Source organism: Clavibacter sp. VKM Ac-2873 (assembly GCF_015351075.1).
Classification (GTDB): Bacteria; Actinomycetota; Actinomycetes; order Actinomycetales; family Microbacteriaceae; genus Clavibacter.
Window position 1 is genome coordinate 1,418,143 of sequence record NZ_JADKRS010000001.1, and the last position, 15,797, is coordinate 1,433,939.

At 74.3% G+C, this 15,797-nt stretch carries 19 protein-coding genes; 6 read left to right on the top strand and 13 right to left on the bottom strand.

The genetic code is table 11. The annotated features are described in order from the left end of the window. Window positions 1-5 precede the first annotated feature (5 nt). From ITJ44_RS06570 to hemE, 5 genes are all read right to left on the bottom strand, one after another. Entirely contained in the window at window positions 6-281 is a 276-nt protein-coding gene (locus ITJ44_RS06570; RefSeq protein WP_194633904.1) for a DUF3618 domain-containing protein, read from the bottom strand. Continuing rightward, window positions 271-687 (bottom strand): phage holin family protein, encoded by a 417-nt coding sequence (locus ITJ44_RS06575; RefSeq protein WP_194633905.1) that lies wholly within the window; start codon window positions 685-687, stop codon window positions 271-273. The genes ITJ44_RS06570 and ITJ44_RS06575 overlap by 11 nt, the downstream gene beginning before the upstream one ends. 32 nt (window positions 688-719) lie before the next feature. Then, window positions 720-1,061 (bottom strand): YtxH domain-containing protein, encoded by a 342-nt coding sequence (locus tag ITJ44_RS06580; RefSeq protein WP_194633906.1) that lies wholly within the window; start codon window positions 1,059-1,061, stop codon window positions 720-722. A 127-nt stretch (window positions 1,062-1,188) separates the two neighbouring features. After that, on the bottom strand, window positions 1,189-2,628 hold the full coding sequence (gene hemG / locus ITJ44_RS06585) for a protoporphyrinogen oxidase (protein WP_194633907.1): 1,440 nt from the start codon (window positions 2,626-2,628) through the stop codon (window positions 1,189-1,191). Beyond that, window positions 2,621-3,748 (bottom strand): uroporphyrinogen decarboxylase, encoded by a 1,128-nt coding sequence (gene hemE / locus ITJ44_RS06590; protein WP_194633908.1) that lies wholly within the window; start codon window positions 3,746-3,748, stop codon window positions 2,621-2,623. The genes hemG and hemE overlap by 8 nt, the downstream gene beginning before the upstream one ends. 104 nt (window positions 3,749-3,852) lie before the next feature. Between hemE and ITJ44_RS06595 the strand changes: the two genes are divergently transcribed. Genes ITJ44_RS06595 through ITJ44_RS06610 form a run of 4 tightly spaced genes read left to right on the top strand, consistent with a single transcriptional unit; the run spans window position 3,853 to window position 6,978 of the window. After that, complete coding sequence (locus ITJ44_RS06595; protein WP_194633909.1) at window positions 3,853-5,172, top strand: glutamyl-tRNA reductase; 1,320 nt, start codon at window positions 3,853-3,855, stop codon at window positions 5,170-5,172. Then, window positions 5,169-5,807, top strand: coding sequence for a GNAT family N-acetyltransferase (locus ITJ44_RS06600; protein WP_370551630.1), 639 nt, complete (start codon window positions 5,169-5,171; stop codon window positions 5,805-5,807). Before ITJ44_RS06595 ends, ITJ44_RS06600 begins: the two co-directional genes overlap by 4 nt. A gap of 13 nt (window positions 5,808-5,820) precedes the next feature. Further along, window positions 5,821-6,426 carry a GNAT family N-acetyltransferase gene (locus ITJ44_RS06605; protein WP_194633910.1) on the top strand — a complete coding sequence of 202 codons (606 nt, stop codon included), beginning with the start codon at window positions 5,821-5,823 and terminating at the stop codon, window positions 6,424-6,426. 9 nt (window positions 6,427-6,435) lie between these two features. Next, window positions 6,436-6,978 carry an NUDIX domain-containing protein gene (locus tag ITJ44_RS06610; RefSeq protein ID WP_194633911.1) on the top strand — a complete coding sequence of 181 codons (543 nt, stop codon included), beginning with the start codon at window positions 6,436-6,438 and terminating at the stop codon, window positions 6,976-6,978. Here the strand turns inward: ITJ44_RS06610 and ITJ44_RS06615 are convergent. Continuing rightward, window positions 6,968-7,264: a hypothetical protein gene (locus ITJ44_RS06615; RefSeq protein ID WP_194633912.1), complete on the bottom strand. Its 297-nt coding sequence runs from the start codon at window positions 7,262-7,264 to the stop codon at window positions 6,968-6,970. The two genes, ITJ44_RS06610 and ITJ44_RS06615, sit on opposite strands and share 11 nt — an antisense overlap. Before the next feature lie 132 nt (window positions 7,265-7,396). Here ITJ44_RS06615 and ITJ44_RS06620 point away from each other — a divergent pair, with 132 nt between their 5' ends. After that, on the top strand, window positions 7,397-7,570 hold the full coding sequence (locus ITJ44_RS06620) for a CsbD family protein (RefSeq protein ID WP_011931801.1): 174 nt from the start codon (window positions 7,397-7,399) through the stop codon (window positions 7,568-7,570). A 92-nt stretch (window positions 7,571-7,662) separates the two neighbouring features. Here the strand turns inward: ITJ44_RS06620 and ITJ44_RS06625 are convergent, their stop codons facing one another. After that, window positions 7,663-8,859, bottom strand: coding sequence for an AMP-binding protein (locus tag ITJ44_RS06625; RefSeq protein ID WP_194633913.1), 1,197 nt, complete (start codon window positions 8,857-8,859; stop codon window positions 7,663-7,665). Between the two features lie 19 nt (window positions 8,860-8,878). After that, complete coding sequence (locus ITJ44_RS06630; RefSeq protein WP_194633914.1) at window positions 8,879-9,790, bottom strand: 1,4-dihydroxy-2-naphthoyl-CoA synthase; 912 nt, start codon at window positions 9,788-9,790, stop codon at window positions 8,879-8,881. A 54-nt stretch (window positions 9,791-9,844) separates the two neighbouring features. Here ITJ44_RS06630 and ITJ44_RS06635 point away from each other — a divergent pair, with 54 nt between their 5' ends. Continuing rightward, complete coding sequence (locus ITJ44_RS06635; protein WP_194633915.1) at window positions 9,845-10,828, top strand: o-succinylbenzoate synthase; 984 nt, start codon at window positions 9,845-9,847, stop codon at window positions 10,826-10,828. Window positions 10,829-10,859: 31 nt separating this feature from the next. Here the strand turns inward: ITJ44_RS06635 and ccsB are convergent, their stop codons facing one another. The 5 genes from ccsB to ITJ44_RS06660 are packed head-to-tail and all read right to left on the bottom strand — an operon-like array spanning window position 10,860 to window position 15,520. Further along, window positions 10,860-11,891: a c-type cytochrome biogenesis protein CcsB gene (gene ccsB, locus ITJ44_RS06640; protein ID WP_370551631.1), complete on the bottom strand. Its 1,032-nt coding sequence runs from the start codon at window positions 11,889-11,891 to the stop codon at window positions 10,860-10,862. Beyond that, a complete protein-coding gene (locus ITJ44_RS06645; RefSeq protein WP_194633916.1) occupies window positions 11,888-13,543 on the bottom strand; it encodes a cytochrome c biogenesis protein ResB in 1,656 nt (551 codons plus the stop codon). The genes ccsB and ITJ44_RS06645 overlap by 4 nt, the downstream gene beginning before the upstream one ends. Continuing rightward, the gene (locus ITJ44_RS06650; protein ID WP_194633917.1) at window positions 13,527-14,267 is read right to left on the bottom strand and encodes a cytochrome c biogenesis protein CcdA; all 741 of its coding nucleotides are present in this window, start codon (window positions 14,265-14,267) and stop codon (window positions 13,527-13,529) included. The genes ITJ44_RS06645 and ITJ44_RS06650 overlap by 17 nt, the downstream gene beginning before the upstream one ends. Continuing rightward, window positions 14,268-14,876, bottom strand: a complete 609-nt coding sequence (locus ITJ44_RS06655; RefSeq protein WP_194633918.1) for a TlpA disulfide reductase family protein — start codon at window positions 14,874-14,876, stop codon at window positions 14,268-14,270. Further along, window positions 14,876-15,520 carry a histidine phosphatase family protein gene (locus tag ITJ44_RS06660; protein WP_194633919.1) on the bottom strand — a complete coding sequence of 215 codons (645 nt, stop codon included), beginning with the start codon at window positions 15,518-15,520 and terminating at the stop codon, window positions 14,876-14,878. The genes ITJ44_RS06655 and ITJ44_RS06660 overlap by 1 nt, the downstream gene beginning before the upstream one ends. Between the last annotated feature and the right edge of the window lie 277 nt (window positions 15,521-15,797).

A 15,797-nucleotide genomic window follows, 5' to 3' on the forward strand; every position in this document is an offset into this window, starting at 1 on the left:
GCGGGTCAGCGGCGCGCGGCGCGGGCCACGGCCCAGACCACTCCGCCGACGACGACCACCGCGCCGACCCCGACGGCGACGAGGAGCAGCGGGTCCTCGTCGGCCGTGCGGCGGATGCGCCGGCGCAGGTCGGCGATGCCCTCCTTCGCCCGGCGGCGGACGTTGAGCTTGGCCTCGAGGGCGTCGAGCGTCGCGGAGATCTCCTCGCGCGTGTGCTGGATGTCGAGCTTCAGCTCGGTGCGGGAGCGGGGTCCCGTGGGGCGGGGGCGATCAGTGGTCATACTTGCCGGTCCCCTTCACCGCGTCGACGTCCTCCTTGAGGCTGTCCACCGTCTCCTCGGGCGTCGGCGGGACGCCCTTCTTGATCCAGCGGATGCCGAGCAGCGCGAGCACCACCGTGACGAGGAGGAAGAAGCCGGCGACGATGAGCGCCGACAGCCACGGCGAGAACGCCTCGGACAGGCCGAGGATCGCGGCGGCGACGAGCACCAGGAACGCGATGAGCGCGAAGAACAGGGCCACGACGAGGAAGGCGGCGCCGATCCCCGCGTGCTTGAGCTTGGAGACGAGCTCGTTCTTGAACGACTCGATCTCGTCCTTGATCAGCTGGACGATGAGCGTCGGCAGGTCGGCGACGAGCCGGACGAGCGAGCGCTTGCTCTTCGGATTGAGATCCTGATCCGTCATGCGGGTTTCCCTCCTGGGGATGGGCGTGCGGGTCAGCGGGAGGTGCCGGAGCCGTTCGGCTCGGGCGAGGCGGGGTCCATGGTCGGGTGGTGGGTGGCGGACGCGCTCGAGGGGGTGGAGCCGCTCGCGGAGTCCTTCTTGCCGCCGGTGACGGTGCCGACGACCTTCTTGGCGCCGCCGACGACCGCGTGCGCGACGTCGGGGGTGTGGTCCTTCACGAAGCCGGCCGCGTTGTCGACCTGGCGCTGGACCTTCGGGTCGTCCCAGACCTTCTTGGCGTTCGTGCGGATCTGCTCGTAGCGCTTGCGTCCGGCGCGGGCGCCGAGGACGTAGCCGACACCGGCTCCGGCGACGAAGAGAAGCTTGCCTTTCATGGGAGATCTCCGATCGTTGAGGGGGCACGTGCAGCACACGTCGGTCCAGCGTATCCCTCCGGCGCAGCCGCGTGGTCGGGGGCGACGGGGCGGTCGGTGCCCGGCCACGCGGGGCGACGAGCGCCCATCAGCCGGCCAGGAGGCGCGCCGCGGCGGCCTCCGCGTCGGCCACCACGGAGGCGAGCCCGGTGCCCGCGACGGCGGACCCGGTGATCTCGAGCCCCGGGTGCTCGGCCGCCTCGTCGCGCACGGCCTGCACGCGCTCGCGGTGGCCGGACGCGGCGAACGGGAGGGCGTTGGTCCAGCGCACGCGGGCGGATCCGGTGACGCGGCCCGCGAGGTCCACCCCGAGCAGCGCGGACGCGTCGCGCACGGCGATCGCGGTGAGCTCCTCGTCGGGGACGGCCGCGGTGTCGTCGTCGCCGCCCGCGCGCCCGTAGGAGAGGCGGAGGACGTGGCGGTCGCCCGCCAGCTCCTTCAGCCACGGCCACTTCGCGGTGGCGTGCGTGAGGGCCTTGGCGCGGATCCCCGGGGCGTCGGCCGCGACGAGCACGCCGGTGCCGCGGGGAGCGGCGTCGAGCTCGGGCGCGCGGACGACGAGCGTGACCAGCTCGACGGAGGACGGCGCGGGCCAGCCCTCCGTGACGGCGCGCGGCGCGAGACCCGAGAAGAGGTGGATGAGCCCCGCCGCGGGGATCGCGAGGACCACGCCGGCCGCGTCGATGCCGCGGCCGTCGGCGAGCTCGACGTGCCAGTCGTCGTTCGCGGCCGCGCCCTCGTGCGAGCGGTGCCGGTGCACGGACCGGGCGGCGAGCGAGGTGCGCACGTCGACGCCGAGGCGCGCGAGGTCGGCGACCAGCGCGTCCACGAGCAGGTGCACGCCGCCGACGATGCCGCTGACGGCGGATCCCGCGGGCGACGCGGCGCGCATGGACGCGACCGCGCGCCCCAGCGACCCCTGCTCGGCGAGGCCGGCGCGGAGGCCGGGCGCGACGGCGTCGGCGTCGACCTCGTCGGGGTGCGCGCTGTGCACGCCGGAGACGATGGGGGCGACCAGCCGGTCGACCACGCGGTCGCCCATCCGGGCGCGGACGAGGCCGCCGAGCGTGCGCTCCTTCGCGCCGACGGCGGCGGGGAGGAGGAGGTCGGCCTTGGCGCGGGCGACGCCGGCGCGGCCGATCGCGGTGGCGATGGTGGAGTCGAACGGGTGCGCGGGGATCCCGAGCAGGCCCGTGCGCGGCAGCTGGATGGCGCGCTCGGCGAGCTGCACCCACGCGCCGTCCGGGTTGGGCTGGACGATCAGGTCGGCGAGGCCGAGCTCGCCCAGGAAGGCCGCGACGGTGCCGCGGCGCGTGGCGAAGCTCTCGGCGCCGCTGTCGAGTCGGAGGCCGTCGACCACGTGGGATCCGACGGTGCCGCCGAGCGCCGGGGACGCCTCCACGAGGATCACCCGCTTGCCGGCGAGGGCGCACGCGCGGGCGGCGATGAGGCCGCCCACGCCGCCGCCGATCACGACGACGTCGGTCGGGTCGACCTCGCCGGCGGCCTGCCGCGGGTCGCTAGCCACGGACGAGGTCCACGATGCGCGTGAGGACGGTCGGGTCGGTCTCGGGCGGCACGCCGTGGCCGAGGTTGAGCACGTGGGCCGGCGCCGCCTTCCCGCGCTCGAGCACGTCGCGGACGTGGGCCTCGAGGATCGGCCACGGGGCCGCGAGGAGCGCCGGGTCGATGTTGCCCTGGACCGGCACCGATCCGCCGAGCCGGCGCGACGCCTCGTCGAGCGGGATGCGCCAGTCGACGCCCACCGCGTCGACGCCCACGTCGTGCATGGCGCCGAGCAGCTCGCCCGTGCCGACGCCGAAGTGGACGAGCGGCACCGTGCGGCCGTCCGCCGCGGTGATCGTGCGCACGTGGTCGAGCGCGAGCGCGGACGCGGGGGCGACGCGCTGGGTGTAGTCGGCGAGCGAGAGGCCGCCGGCCCACGAGTCGAAGAGCTGGGCGGCGGAGGCGCCGGCCATGACCTGCGCGTGCAGGAAGACGCCCGTGATCTCGGCGCACCAGCGCATGAGGGCGTCCCACGCGTCGGGATCCGCGTGCATGAGGCCGCGCGCCGCGATGTGGTCCTTGCTCGGCCCGCCCTCGACGAGGTAGGCGGCGAGCGTGAACGGCGCGCCCGCGAAGCCGATGAGCGGGGTGTCGCCGAGCTCGGCGACCGTGCGCGCGACCGCCTGGCGGATGGGCTCGAGCGCGGCCGGATCCAGCGACGGCAGCGCGGCCACGTCGGCCGCGGTCCGCACGGGCTTCTCGAGCACCGGGCCTCGGCCCGCGACGATGTCGACGCCGACGCCCGCGAGCTTCAGCGGGATGACGATGTCGCTGAAGAAGATGCCCGCGTCCACGTGGTGGCGGCGGACGGGCTGCAGCGTGATCTCGCTGGCCATCTCCGGGTCGAGGCACGCGTCGAGCATGCGCGTGCCCACGCGCAGCTCGCGGTACTCGGGCAGCGAGCGGCCGGCCTGGCGCATGAACCAGACGGGGGCCCGTCCTCCGCGATGGCCGCGGTACGCCTCGACGAGCAGCGACGACGCGGTGCGCGTGTTGAGCGGGTGCTCCGCGGGGAGCGGGACGACGGCGGACGAGGGCGCGGAGGAAGACGAGGAGCTGGGCGTGATCACGGAGGAGATCATCGCATCCCCCGCCTGCGCGGTCGCCGGGCTGGGGACGCCCGCCCGACCTAGCCAGGGTGCCCTCACCGACCCGGAGCACCCGGCCGGGAGGTTTACCATGGAGCGTGCTCATATGTCTGACGGCGAGTCATCACAACGCCAGCTTCGAGGTCCTCGAGAAGCTGTCCGTGGCCGCACCCTCCGTCGCCGGCACCCTCATGGCGCAGAACGACTTCATCGCGGGGGCCGTCGTCCTCGCCACCTGCAACCGCTTCGAGGCCTACCTCGACGTCGAGGAGCCCCTCACCGCGGCCCGCGCGCTCGCCGTCGAGGCCACGGTCGACGTGGTCAGCGGCGCCAGCGGCATCGCCCGGGACGACGTCCGCTGCAGCGTCGACGTCATGTGCGGCGATGCGGTCGCCGAGCACCTGTTCGCCGTTTCCTCCGGGCTCGAGTCCGTCGTCGTCGGCGAGGGCGAGATCGCGGGCCAGGTGCGCCGCGCGCTCGAGGGCGCGCGCACCGGCGGCACCACGAGCACCGGCCTCGAGCGCCTCTTCCAGACCGCCTCCAACACGTCGCGCGGCGTCAAGACCCGCACGGGCCTGCAGAGCGCCGGTCGGTCCATGGTCCGGCTCGCGCTCGACCTCGCCGAGAGCCGCATCGCCGACTGGTCGGCCACCCGGGTCCTCCTCGTCGGCACGGGCGCGTACGCGGGGGCGAGCCTCGCCGCCCTCCGCGACCGCGGCGTCGTCGACGTGCACGTCTACTCCCCCTCGGGCCGCGCGCGGAAGTTCGCGGGCCCGCACGGGATCCCCGCCGTCGAGGGCCCCGACCTCTTGAAGGCGCTCGCCGCGTCCGACATGGTCGTCACCTGCAGCACCGCACCCACCGCCGTGCTCGCCGCGCACCACATGCAAGGCGCGGCCGCGGTGTCGGGCGACGGCCGCCGCCGCCTCGTCATCGACCTCGGGCTCCCCCGCAACGTGGATCCGGACGTCGTCACCGTCGAGGGCGTCGAGCTGCTCGACCTCGAGACCATCAGCCTGCACGCGCCGCTGCGCGACCTCACCGCCACGGACGACGCCCGCGAGATCGTCAGCACGGCCGCCGCCGAGTTCCGCGCCGCGAGCGCCGAGGACGAGGTGGCCCCCGCCGTCGTCGCCCTCCGCACCCACATCTTCGACGTGCTCGAGGGCGAGCTGGAGCGGGTCCGCAAGCGCGGCGACTCCTCCGAGGCCACCGAGAAGGCGCTCCGGCACCTCGTCAGCGTCCTCGTCCACCAGCCCTCCGTCCGCGCCCGCGAGCTCGCGCGCCAGGGCGAGGGCGCTCGCGTGGTCGACGCCGTGCAGGCGCTGTTCGGCCTCGACGTGGAGCTGCCCGCCGCGGTGTCCTCCCCGGTCGCCGTCGCGCTGCCCCGCTCGGCCGAGGCGGGCCAGGCGTCGTGAGGCCCCGCATCCTCCGCGGCCCGCGCCTCGACGCGCCGCTCAGGATGACGGAGCCCGTGCGCACCGAGCGCCTGGTGATCCGGCCGTACACGGCAGACGACCTCGACGACTACGCCGACATCCAGCGCCGGCCCGACGTGGTCGAGTACATGTTCTGGCCCCTCCGCGACCGCGAGGCGTCGAAGCGCCACCTCGCGGCCCGGCGCCGGAAGACGCGGCTCGAGCAGTCGAACGACTTCCTCGGCCTCGCGGTCGAGCTGCCGGGCGAGCCGAGCCTGAACCCGCGCGCGGGATCCGGCCGCGTCGTCGGCGACGTGTCCCTCCTCCTCCGCAACGCGGCCTCGCGCCAGCTCGAGATCGGCTGGGTCATGAACCCGGACTTCGCCGGCCGCGGCTACGCCACCGAGGCCAGCCGCGCGATGCTCGACATCGCGTTCCAGCGCGCGGGCGCCCACCGCGTCCTCGCGCAGCTCGACGCCCGCAACACCTCGTCCGCGCGCATGGCCGAGCGCCTCGGCATGCGCCGCGAGGGGCGCTTCCGCGAGGAGCACCTCGTGAAGGGCGAGTGGGTCGACAGCCTCTACTACGCCGTGCTGGCCGACGAGTGGGCGGCGACCCCGCCCGCGACGACCTGACCCGCGGATCCCGATGGACGGCGACCTGCCCGCGCTCGACCCGGTCGAGGTGCGTGGTCCCGTCCGCACCGCACGGCTCGCCCTGCGGCCGTTCGCACCCGACGACGTGGTCGCGATCGAGGCGTACGCGGCGTCCCCCGGAGCACGGCCGCACCTCGCCGGATCCGCGGCCGACCCCGCCCGCATGCTCGCCGATCGCCTCGCCTGGACCCGGCTGGCCGACGTCGGCGACCGCCTCGCCCTCGCGATCGAGCTGCCCGCGCAGGGCCAGCGGTGGTCGCGCGTGGTCGGCGAGGTGCACCTGCTGCTGCGCGATCCGGGCGCACGGCAGGCCGAGCTCGGCGTGGTCCTGCACGAGGACGCGCGGGGCGCCGGCCTCGCGGCGGAGGCGGCCGACCGGATCCTCGAGCTCGCGTTCGCCGAGGCGGGCGTGCACCGCGTCGCGTGCCGGGTGGATGCCGCGGACACGGCGGCGCTCGGGCTGGCCGAGCGCCTCGGCATGCGGCGGGAGGCCCTCCTGGTGCACGATCGATGGGCCCGCGGGGCGTGGGCCGATACCGTGGTCGTCGCGCTGCTCGACGTGGAGTGGGCGGCTCGGAAGAGCCTCGACGGACTGTAGGAGGACCGCGTGACCTCGACCCCCGACCCCGCGGCGCCACCCGCCGTCCCGGTCCTCGACGACGATGACGACGACCTCGACGAGCTGGACGAGCTCGACGCCGATGGCCCCGGGGACGCCGCCCGTCGCCGCGGCCCCGACGAGCGCCCGCTCCGCGTCGCCGCGCTCGCCCTCATCCGCGACCGCCGCGTGCTGATGGTCCGCGTCGAGGGGCACGACGTGCTCTACCTCCCGGGCGGCAAGATCGAGCCCGGCGAGGGCACGCGGCAGGCGCTCGTGCGGGAGGCCGCCGAGGAGGTCGGGCTCGACATCGACCCCGCCACGATCGAGGACCTCTTCACCGTGCTGGCCGACGCGCACGGCGTGCACGCGGGCCGCCTCGTGAGCATGACCGTCTACCGCGCGGAACCCCGCGAGGGGACGCGGCAGGAGCCCGTCGCGTCGGGCGAGGTGGCCGAGGTGGAGCTCGTCGGATCCGCGGACGCCGACCGCTGCCCGCCGGCGGGCCAGGCGGCGCTGGAGCGCCTCGTGGCGCTCCGGCTCATCGACTGACGGCGTCGTCCCCGGGCATCGCGGCGTCGGCGTCCCCGCGGGATGCCGCCGCGAGCTCCGCCGTCCGCGTCGCGCGCACCTTGCGGCGCTGGTCGACGAACGCGAGCGCGGCCACCAGGGTGGCGACGCCGCCCGCCACGAGCGTCCACGTGACCTCGCCCACGCCGTCCGCCTCGACGGCGGCCACGAGGATCGCGACGGTGAAGGCGGCGATGACGACCCCGACGGCGAGGATCAGCCAGGAGAGGAGCCCCTTCGCGCGGGCGTCGGGGGTGCGGGTGGCCATGCGCCCATCCTCCCACGGGCGGCGCGGGATCCTCCGGGCGGCGACGGGCCGTCCGTCCGGCGGGAGGGGTGACGGGGGCGGCGGGCGGGCGTAGCGTCGGAGACGTCCCATCCACCGAACGAAGGAGCCCATATGAGTGCGGATGACAAGGCCCAGAACACCGGCGAGAAGCTCGCGGGGAAGGCCGAGGAGGCCTTCGGGAAGCTGACCGGCGACGACAGCAAGGTCGCCGAGGGCGAAGCGAAGCAGGCCGGGGCGAGCGCCAAGCAGGCCGGCGAGAACGTGAAGGACGTCTTCAGGAAGTAGGACTTCCTCGAGGGACGTCCGTCCCGAGAGGCGAGGGGCCGGGTGCCGGGCATCCGGCCCCTCGTCATGCCCGGGGCGGGAGGCGCGGCGGCTCAGGCGGCCGGATCCGCATCGGCCAGCGCCCGCAGCGCCCGGCGGTCGGGCTTGCCGGACGCCAGCGTCGGCAGGGCGTCGATGCCGCGGACGACGGCGGATCCCGCGACCCGGCCGAGGCGCGCGGCGAGCTCGCGCCGCACGCGCTCGGCGAGCTCGGGATCCACGCGGCCGGGCGCGAACACCACCGGCCGCTGCCCCCAGCCCGCGTGCTCGCCCGGCACCGCGACGGCCTCGCCGAGGCGCGGCTCCCACGCGGCGAGCGCGCGCACGGCCTCCTCCACCGCGGCCAGCCGCAGCTTCTCGCCCCCGGAGATCACGACGTCGTCGAGCCGCCCGGTGATGCGCAGTACGCCGTCCACGAGCTCGCCGCCGTCGCCCGTGCGGTACCAGCGGCGGCCGTCGTGCGCGCCGAACGCCGCGTCGGTCGCGCCCGGGTCGCCGAGGTAGCCCTCCGCGAGCATCGGCCCGGCGAGCTCGACCTGCCCGTCGACGATCGCGACGTCGGCGGTCGCGACGGGCACGCCGTCGTAGACGCAGCCGCCCGCGGTCTCGCTGGATCCGTAGGTGCGGACCACGCGCCACCCCAGCTCGGCCGCGCGGTCGACCAGGTGCGGCGGCGTCGCCTGGCCGCCCACGAGGATCGCGTCGAGACGGCGGACGGCGTCGCGGACGCGGCGCCCGTCGCCGCCTGCGTCACCGCCCTCCGCGCCCTCCGCGGCCTCCACCAGCCGGTGCAGCTGCGTCGGCACGAGCGACGTGTAGCGGGCCACGCGAGCGTCCATCGACGCCGCGAGCTCCGCGAACGCACGCGGGTCGAAGCTGCCGGCCGCGAGCACCGCCGGCGCCGTGCCCGCCGCGATCGAGCGCACGAGCACCTGGAGGCCGGCGATGTAGTGGGTGGGGAGCGCGAGGATCCACTGCCCCGGTGCCCCGAGGGCGGCCTGCGACGCGGCGGCGCTCGCCAGCAGCGCGTCCGACGAGAGCGCCACGCGCTTGGGCCGGGATGTGGTGCCGGACGTCTCGACGACGAGCGCGACGCGGCGCTCGACCTCGTCGGGCGCGGGCGGATCCCCGGCGGCCACGGGCGCGTCCACCGGCCGCGCGAGCAGCGCCGGGCCGTCGCCCGCGAGCGCCGCGCGGAGGAGCGGCAGCGCCTCGGCGCCGGACGCGGTCAGCCGCGCGAGCCGCCTCACGGCGCCAGGCCCGCCCGGATCAGAACTGCCACGGGAACGGCGACCAGTCGGGCGCGCGCTTCTCGAGGAAGGAGTCGCGGCCCTCGACGGCCTCGTCGGTGCCGTAGGCGAGGCGCGTGGCCTCCCCCGCGAACACCTGCTGGCCGACCATGCCGTCGTCGACCGCGTTGAACGCGAACTTGAGCATGCGGATCGCGGTGGGCGACTTCCCGAGGATCGTCTCGGCCCACCCGAGCGCGGTGGCCTCGAGCTCGGCGTGGGGCACGACGCGGTTCACGGCGCCCATCTCGTACATGCGCTGGGCGCTGTGCTCCTCGGCGAGGAAGAACACCTCGCGCGCGGACTTCTGGCCGACCTGGCGGGCGAAGTACGCGGATCCGTACCCGCCGTCGAACGAGCCGACGTCGGCGTCGGTCTGCTTGAAGCGCCCGTGCTCGGCCGAGGCGATCGTGAGGTCGCACACGACGTGCAGCGAGTGCCCGCCGCCGGCCGCCCAGCCGGGGACGACCGCGATGACGACCTTCGGCATGAAGCGGATGAGGCGCTGCACCTCGAGGATGTGCAGGCGTCCGGCGCGGGCCGGGTCGACGCCCTCGGCCGTCTCGCCCTCGCCGTACTTGTAGCCGTCACGGCCGCGGATCCGCTGGTCGCCGCCGCTGCAGAACGCCCAGCCGCCGTCCTTCGGGCTCGGGCCGTTGCCGGTGAGGAGCACGACGCCGATGCGCGGATCCTGGCGCGCGTCGTCGAGCGCCTGGTACAGCTCGTCGACCGTGCGCGGCCGGAAGGCGTTGCGCACCTCCGGCCGGTCGAACGCGATGCGCGCGATGCGGCCCGTGAGGTCGTGGTGGTAGGTGATGTCGCTGAAGGCCTCCGCGAGGGGGACGTCGCGCCAGCGGGTGGGATCGTGGATGTCGGAGACCTGCTTCACCATGCGTCCAGCCTAGGCGGCGCACCCGCGGGCGCCCGCGGGTGCGAGGCTGGATCCATGCTCCCCGCCCTGGACGACCTCCTCGCCACCGCCCGCGTCGTCGCCCTCCCGCTCCGCACGCGCTTCCGCGGCCTCGACGTGCGCGAGGCGGTGCTGATCGAGGGCCCGCTCGGCTGGACGGAGTTCTCGCCGTTCGTCGAGTACGACGACGCCGAGTCCGCCGCCTGGCTCGCGGCCGCGATCGACTTCGGCTGGACGGAGCCACCCGCTCCCCTGCGCGACCACGTGCTCGTGAACGCGACGATCCCGGCCGTCGAGGCCGCCCGCGTCGCCGAGGTGCTGGCCCGGTTCCCCGGGTGCCGCACCGCGAAGGTCAAGGTCGCCGAGCGCGGCACGACGCTCGCGGACGACGTGGCGCGCGTCGCCGAGGTGCGCCGCCTCCTCGGGCCGGAAGGGCGGGTGCGCGTCGACGCCAACGCCGCGTGGAACGTCGACGAGGCCGAGCACGCGATCCACGCCCTCGCCGAGCACGACCTGGAGTACGTGGAGCAGCCGTGCGCGTCGGTGGAGGAGCTCGCCGAGCTGCGCGGGCGGATCCGCCACCTGGGCGTGCCCGTCGCCGCCGACGAGAGCGTGCGCAAGGCCGAGGACCCGCTGCGGGTCGCTCGTGCCGGCGCCGCGGACCTGCTGGTGGTCAAGGCGCAGCCGCTCGGCGGGATCCACCGCGCGCTGCGGATCACGGAGGAGGCGGGCCTCCCCGTGGTGGTCTCCAGCGCGCTCGACACGAGCGTCGGGATCGCCATGGCCGCGCACCTCGCCGCGGCGATCCCCGACCTGCCGCATGACTGCGGCCTCGGCACGGTCTCGCTCTTCGTCGAGGACGTCGTGGCGGAGCCGCTCGTGCCGGTGGACGGCAGGATCCCCGTGCGCCGCGTGTCGCCCGACACCCGGCTGCTCGAGGATCACGTCGCCGGGGCGGAGCGCCGCGACTGGTGGCTCGACCGGATCCGCCGCACGCACGCCGTGCTCGCCCGCGGCTGACGCGGGCGCCGGCCGGGCCGAGCCCGGAGGCCTACAGACCGCTGTAGGTGTGCAGCCCCTTGAAGAACACGTTCACGATGCCGAAGTTGAACATGACGGCGGAGAACCCGATGACGGCCAGCCACGCGGAGCGCGACCCGCGCCAGCCGCGCGTGGCCCGCGCGTGGATGTACCCGGCGTAGAGCACCCAGATGATGAAGGTCCAGACCTCCTTGGTGTCCCACCCCCAGTACCGGCCCCACGCCCGCTCCGCCCAGACGGCGCCGGCCATGAGCGTGAAGGTCCAGAAGATGAAGCCCACGATGTTGAGGCGGTAGGCCATCGACTCGAGCGTGACCGAGTCGGGCAGGGTCGCGAGGAAGCGCATCTTGGCGGCCTGCGCGTCCGCGGCGAGGGACTCCCGCCGGAACTGCAGCAGCTGCACGCCCGAGAGCGCGAAGGCCAGGGCGAAGAAGCCCGTGCCGAGCGCCGCGACGAAGACGTGGATCACGAGCCAGTACGACTGCAGCGACGGCGGCAGCGGCGCCACCTCTACGCGGTACTGCACCACGGCGATGCCCAGCAGGATGAGGATGAGCCCGGTGACGAAGGTGCCCAGGAAGCGCAGGTCGCGGCGCGTGAGCACGATGAGGTACACGCTGAGGATGAGGAGCGTGCCCGTCATCGCGAACTCGTACATGTTCGCCCACGGGACCCGCGAGGCCGCGATGCCGCGGAGCACGGTGGCGACGGCGTGCGCGACGAAGCCGACGCTGAGCAGGACCATGGCGACGTTGAGGCTCAGGGAGCGGCCGGCGGCCACGGGCGCGTCCGGCCCGGTGGCGTTGCGATCGCCGTCTCCGCTCGACGCGGCCGGCTCGCGCTCCAGCGTGGCCGTGCCGCCCCGACGCGCGGAGGTGGCCCCGACGGCGGAGGGCTGGCGGGCCGCGGCGGTGGCAGCGTCCGCCACGAGCGCGGAGCGCCGCGCGAGGTCGAGGGCGAACGCGATGAACGCGGCCGCGTAGAGCCCCATCGCGACGAGGAGCGCGATGAGGGAGACGTCGTCGAGCATGGCCGTGTTCACGAGTGGAGCCTAACTTCTGCATCTGACACCGCGGGAGGCCGGAGGCCGGCCGCGTGCGTGGAGGCCAGGGCCGCGACGGCGGCCTCCAGCGTGGGGTCCTCGCCGCGGGCCAGGCCCGCGTACTCGAGGGTGGTGGATCCGTCGGCCTGCGGCACCGCCTTGACCCACACGCGCCGGCGCGGCACGAAGAGGGACGTGAGCAGGCCGCCGAGCACGAGGACCGCGAACAGCAGCACCCAGCGCTGCGTCGGGTCGTGGTGCACGTCGAACGAGACGAAGCGCGGCACGGCGTCGAGGCTCACGGTGCCGAGCCCGTCGGGCAGGTCGGCGGTCTGGCCCGGGGAGAGGCGGACGCCCTGGACCCCGGTCTGCCCGCCCGTGAGCTGCGTGAGGTCGTTGACGTCGAGCGTGTAGACCGATGTCGGCACGCCCTGGTCGATGCCGAGGTCGCCGGTGTAGACGTTCAGGGTCAGGACCGGGTTGTCGAGGTCGGGATACGACGACGTGAACGGGGTCCGGGAGTCGTCGAGCGTGGGATAGAAGAAGCCGATCATGCCCACCTGCTCGCTCAGGCCGTCCGGCACCTTTACGACGCCGAGCGACTTGAGCTTCGCGTCCTGCGGGAGGAACGGCACGTCGGCGCTGTAGACGCTGTTGCCCTGGGGATCCCGCACCGTCACGTGCGGCGCGTAGCCGTTGCCGAGGAGGTACATGTCGGTGCCGCCGATCGCGAGGGGGTCGTTGACCTTCACCTCGCGGTCCTGCGGCTGGCCGCCCGGCACGTCCGCCGTCACGTCGGCCGTGAAGTCGAGCGGCTGGCCGATGGCGTTCGGGTTCTGCTGCTCGTACTGCACGTGCAGCGCGTTCAGCTTGACGCGGTACGGGGTGAGCGACGAGTCGTCGAAGAACCGGCCCGGGTTGAACGAGTCGAACGTCGACAGCGTGTTGACGAACGACTGGCCCTCCACGAGCACCTTCTGCCCGGAGTAGCCGAAGCCGCCGCCGATGCCGACCGTGATGAGGATCCCGACGAGCGCGGAGTGGAAGACGAGGTTGCCGGTCTCGCGCAGGTAGCCGCGCTCCGCCGAGACGGAGAGCACGCCGCCCGCGGCCGACGCGTCGTCGACGAGCACCGTGCGGTACCGCTGGCGCTTGAGCAGCGCGCGGGCCTGGCGGATCGCGTCGACCGGATCCGCCGTGGTGGTGCGCGTCGTGTACCCGGCGAGGCGCGAGAGCCGCGCGGGCGTCTTGGGCGGCGCCTGGCGGAGCGCGTCGAAGTGGTGCTTGGCGCGCGGCACGACGCAGCCGATGAGGCTGATGAACAGCAGCAGGTAGATGGAGGAGAACCAGACCGAGCTGTAGGTGTCGAACACCTGGAGCTTGTCGAGGATCGGGTACAGGTCGGGGTTGTCCGTGCGGAACTGCGTGACGCCGTTCGGGTCGGAGGTGCGCTGCGGCACGAGGGATCCGGGGATCGCCGCGAACGCGAGCAGCAGCAGCAGGAACAGCGCCGTGCGCATGCTCGTGAGCTGCCGCCAGAACCAGCGCAGCGTGCCGACGAAGCCGAGCTTGGGCTGGACGATGGCGCCGTCGGCGGACGACGGGCGCGGCGCCTGCCGCGGGGAGTCGACGTGATCAGATGGCCGGGACATACGTGGCGATCACCCCCTGGAGCTGGAGCATCCACGCCGACCAGAGGCCCGAGACCATGAGCACGCCGGTGATGACCAGCAGCGCTCCCCCGACGAGGTTGACGGTGCGGATGTGGCGGCGGAGGAACCCGACGGTGCGCGTCATCCAGCCGAGGCCGAGGGCCACGAGGAGGAACGGCACGCCGAGCCCGACGCAGTAGGCGACCCCGAGCAGCACGCCGCGGCCCGCGTCGGCCGAGGTGAGGCTCATGGAGATGACGACGGCGAGGGTCGGGCCGATGCAGGGCGCCCAGCCGATGCCGAAGACGACGCCGAGCAGCGGCGCCCCCGCGAGCCCGGTCGCCGGGCGCCAGGAGCTCTTCACCTGCCGCTGGAGGAAGCCGAGCCGGCCGGTGAAGACGAGCCCCATCACGATGAGGACGACGCCGAGGATCCGCGTGATGACGTCCTGCCAGCGCAGGAGCCAGAACCCGGCCGTGGCGGAGACGAGCGTCGTGACGATGAAGACGGCGGAGAAGCCGAGCACGAAGAGCGCCGTGCCGATGAGCAGGCGGCGACGCGTCGCGGATCCGCCCCTCGCCTCGGCCATGCCGCCGATGTACCCGAGGTAGCCGGGCACGAGCGGCAGCACGCAGGGCGACGCGAACGAGACCAGGCCCGCGAGCAGCGCGAGCGGCACCGCGACGAGGAGCTGGCCGGAGAGGACGCTCTGGATCTGGTCCACCTACCCCGCCGCCTCGGCGACGGTGTCCTTCACCAGCGTGCGGAGCACCCCGGGGTCGATCTGCCCGAGCACGCGCGAGGCCACCCGACCCTGGCGGTCGAGCACGAGCGTCGCGGGCACGGCGTTCGGCGCGATGGTGCCGGCGAACGCGAGCTGCATGGAGGTGTCCTCGACGTCGAGGACGGACGGGTAGGTGATGCCGTACGTCTTGTCGAACGAGTCGACGTTCGGCCGCTGGTCGCGGGTGTTCACGCCGAGGAACTTGACGCCGTCGGCCGCGTGCTCCTCGCTCGCGGCCTGCAGGTCCTTCGCCTCGAGGCGGCAGGGCGGGCACTCGGCGTACCAGAAGTTGAGGACCGTGACGGATCCGCGGTAGTCGGCCGCGGTGATCTCCGTGCCGTCCGACAGGGTGCCGGAGAAGTCGACGGGAGCCGCGCGGTCGGCGAGCGCGATCTCGGTGAACGTGCCGTCGCCGGCGATGTACCGCTTGTTGTCGCCGGCCTTGAACTCGGCGGCGAGCGGATCCTCGGCGCAGCCCGAGAGGGCGATGACGGCCAGCACGCCGGATGCGGCGGCGGCGAGGACGCTGCGACGGGGGACGCCCGGCATCACACCGCCCCCTGGTCGACGGCGTCGGCGGCGAGCCCGGCCGCCGCGTCGATGTAGCCCGTCTCGACGAACCGGTCGCCGACGCGCTCCACCGTCGTGATGCTCGACAGGGCGCAGCGCCGCTGGCGGGGATCGTGGAAGAGGCGCTCGCCCGCGAGGGAGAGGTGGACCATCCAGATGGGCAGCTGGTGGCTGACGATGACGACGTCGCCGTCGGGCACGGAGCGGTACGCCGCCTTGACGGCCTCCGCCATGCGCGCGGCGATGGAGCGGTACGACTCGCCCCAGCTGGGCTTCACCGGGTCGACGACCAGCGGCCAGAGGCGCGGCGAGCGCGCGATGCGCGCGGGCGAGGGGAAGCGGGATCCCTCGAAGCGGTTGGTGGGCTCGATGACGCGCTCGTCGGTGGCGACCTCGAGGGCGAAGCGCTCGGCCCAGGGGGCGGCGGACTCCTGCGCGCGCTGCAGGGGCGAGGCGATGACGCGGTTGACGGGAGCGCCCGACTCCTCGAGCGTGCGCGCCGCGGCGTCCGCCATGCGATGGCCGAGCTCGGAGAGGCCGTACCCCGGGATCCGTCCGTAGAGGATCCCGTGCGGGTTGTGCACCTCGCCATGACGGACGAGATGGATTCGTGAGGCGACCACCCGTCAAGTGTAGGTGTCGTGCGGATGTACAACCGCCGAGGATCCGGCGCAACCCCCTGCGCTAATCGTTCGTCCGCAATACGATCGGGTGCACCGGTGGGGGCCGGCCTCTCGGGACCGGTGCCGACCGGATGTTACGTGCGTATACGAACGTTTGGGCCCCAAAGGAATCGCGCGCTAAGTTAGGTGCTCGAGGTCGTGACCCGGCCTCCCGGCGAGAGCCCCGTAGATCACGGGACCTCGCAGAGACCCCCGTCGAACGGACGCGGGCCCGCAT

Excerpts from the sequence above, each read along its gene's own strand:
- ITJ44_RS06620 (WP_011931801.1), top strand. The coding sequence starts at position 7,397 with ATGAGTGCGGATGACAAGGCCCAGAACACCGGCGAGAAGCTCGCGGGG.
- ITJ44_RS06575 (WP_194633905.1), bottom strand. The coding sequence starts at position 687 with ATGACGGATCAGGATCTCAATCCGAAGAGCAAGCGCTCGCTCGTCCGG.
- ITJ44_RS06635 (WP_194633915.1), top strand. The coding sequence starts at position 9,845 with ATGCTCCCCGCCCTGGACGACCTCCTCGCCACCGCCCGCGTCGTCGCC.
- hemE (WP_194633908.1), bottom strand. The coding sequence starts at position 3,748 with ATGATCTCCTCCGTGATCACGCCCAGCTCCTCGTCTTCCTCCGCGCCC.
- ITJ44_RS06580 (WP_194633906.1), bottom strand. The coding sequence starts at position 1,061 with ATGAAAGGCAAGCTTCTCTTCGTCGCCGGAGCCGGTGTCGGCTACGTC.
- ITJ44_RS06570 (WP_194633904.1), bottom strand. The coding sequence starts at position 281 with ATGACCACTGATCGCCCCCGCCCCACGGGACCCCGCTCCCGCACCGAG.
- ITJ44_RS06615 (WP_194633912.1), bottom strand. The coding sequence starts at position 7,264 with ATGGCCACCCGCACCCCCGACGCCCGCGCGAAGGGGCTCCTCTCCTGG.
- ITJ44_RS06645 (WP_194633916.1), bottom strand. The coding sequence starts at position 13,543 with ATGTCCCGGCCATCTGATCACGTCGACTCCCCGCGGCAGGCGCCGCGC.
- ITJ44_RS06655 (WP_194633918.1), bottom strand. The coding sequence starts at position 14,876 with ATGCCGGGCGTCCCCCGTCGCAGCGTCCTCGCCGCCGCCGCATCCGGC.
- ITJ44_RS06630 (WP_194633914.1), bottom strand. The coding sequence starts at position 9,790 with ATGGTGAAGCAGGTCTCCGACATCCACGATCCCACCCGCTGGCGCGAC.
- ITJ44_RS06605 (WP_194633910.1), top strand. The coding sequence starts at position 5,821 with ATGGACGGCGACCTGCCCGCGCTCGACCCGGTCGAGGTGCGTGGTCCC.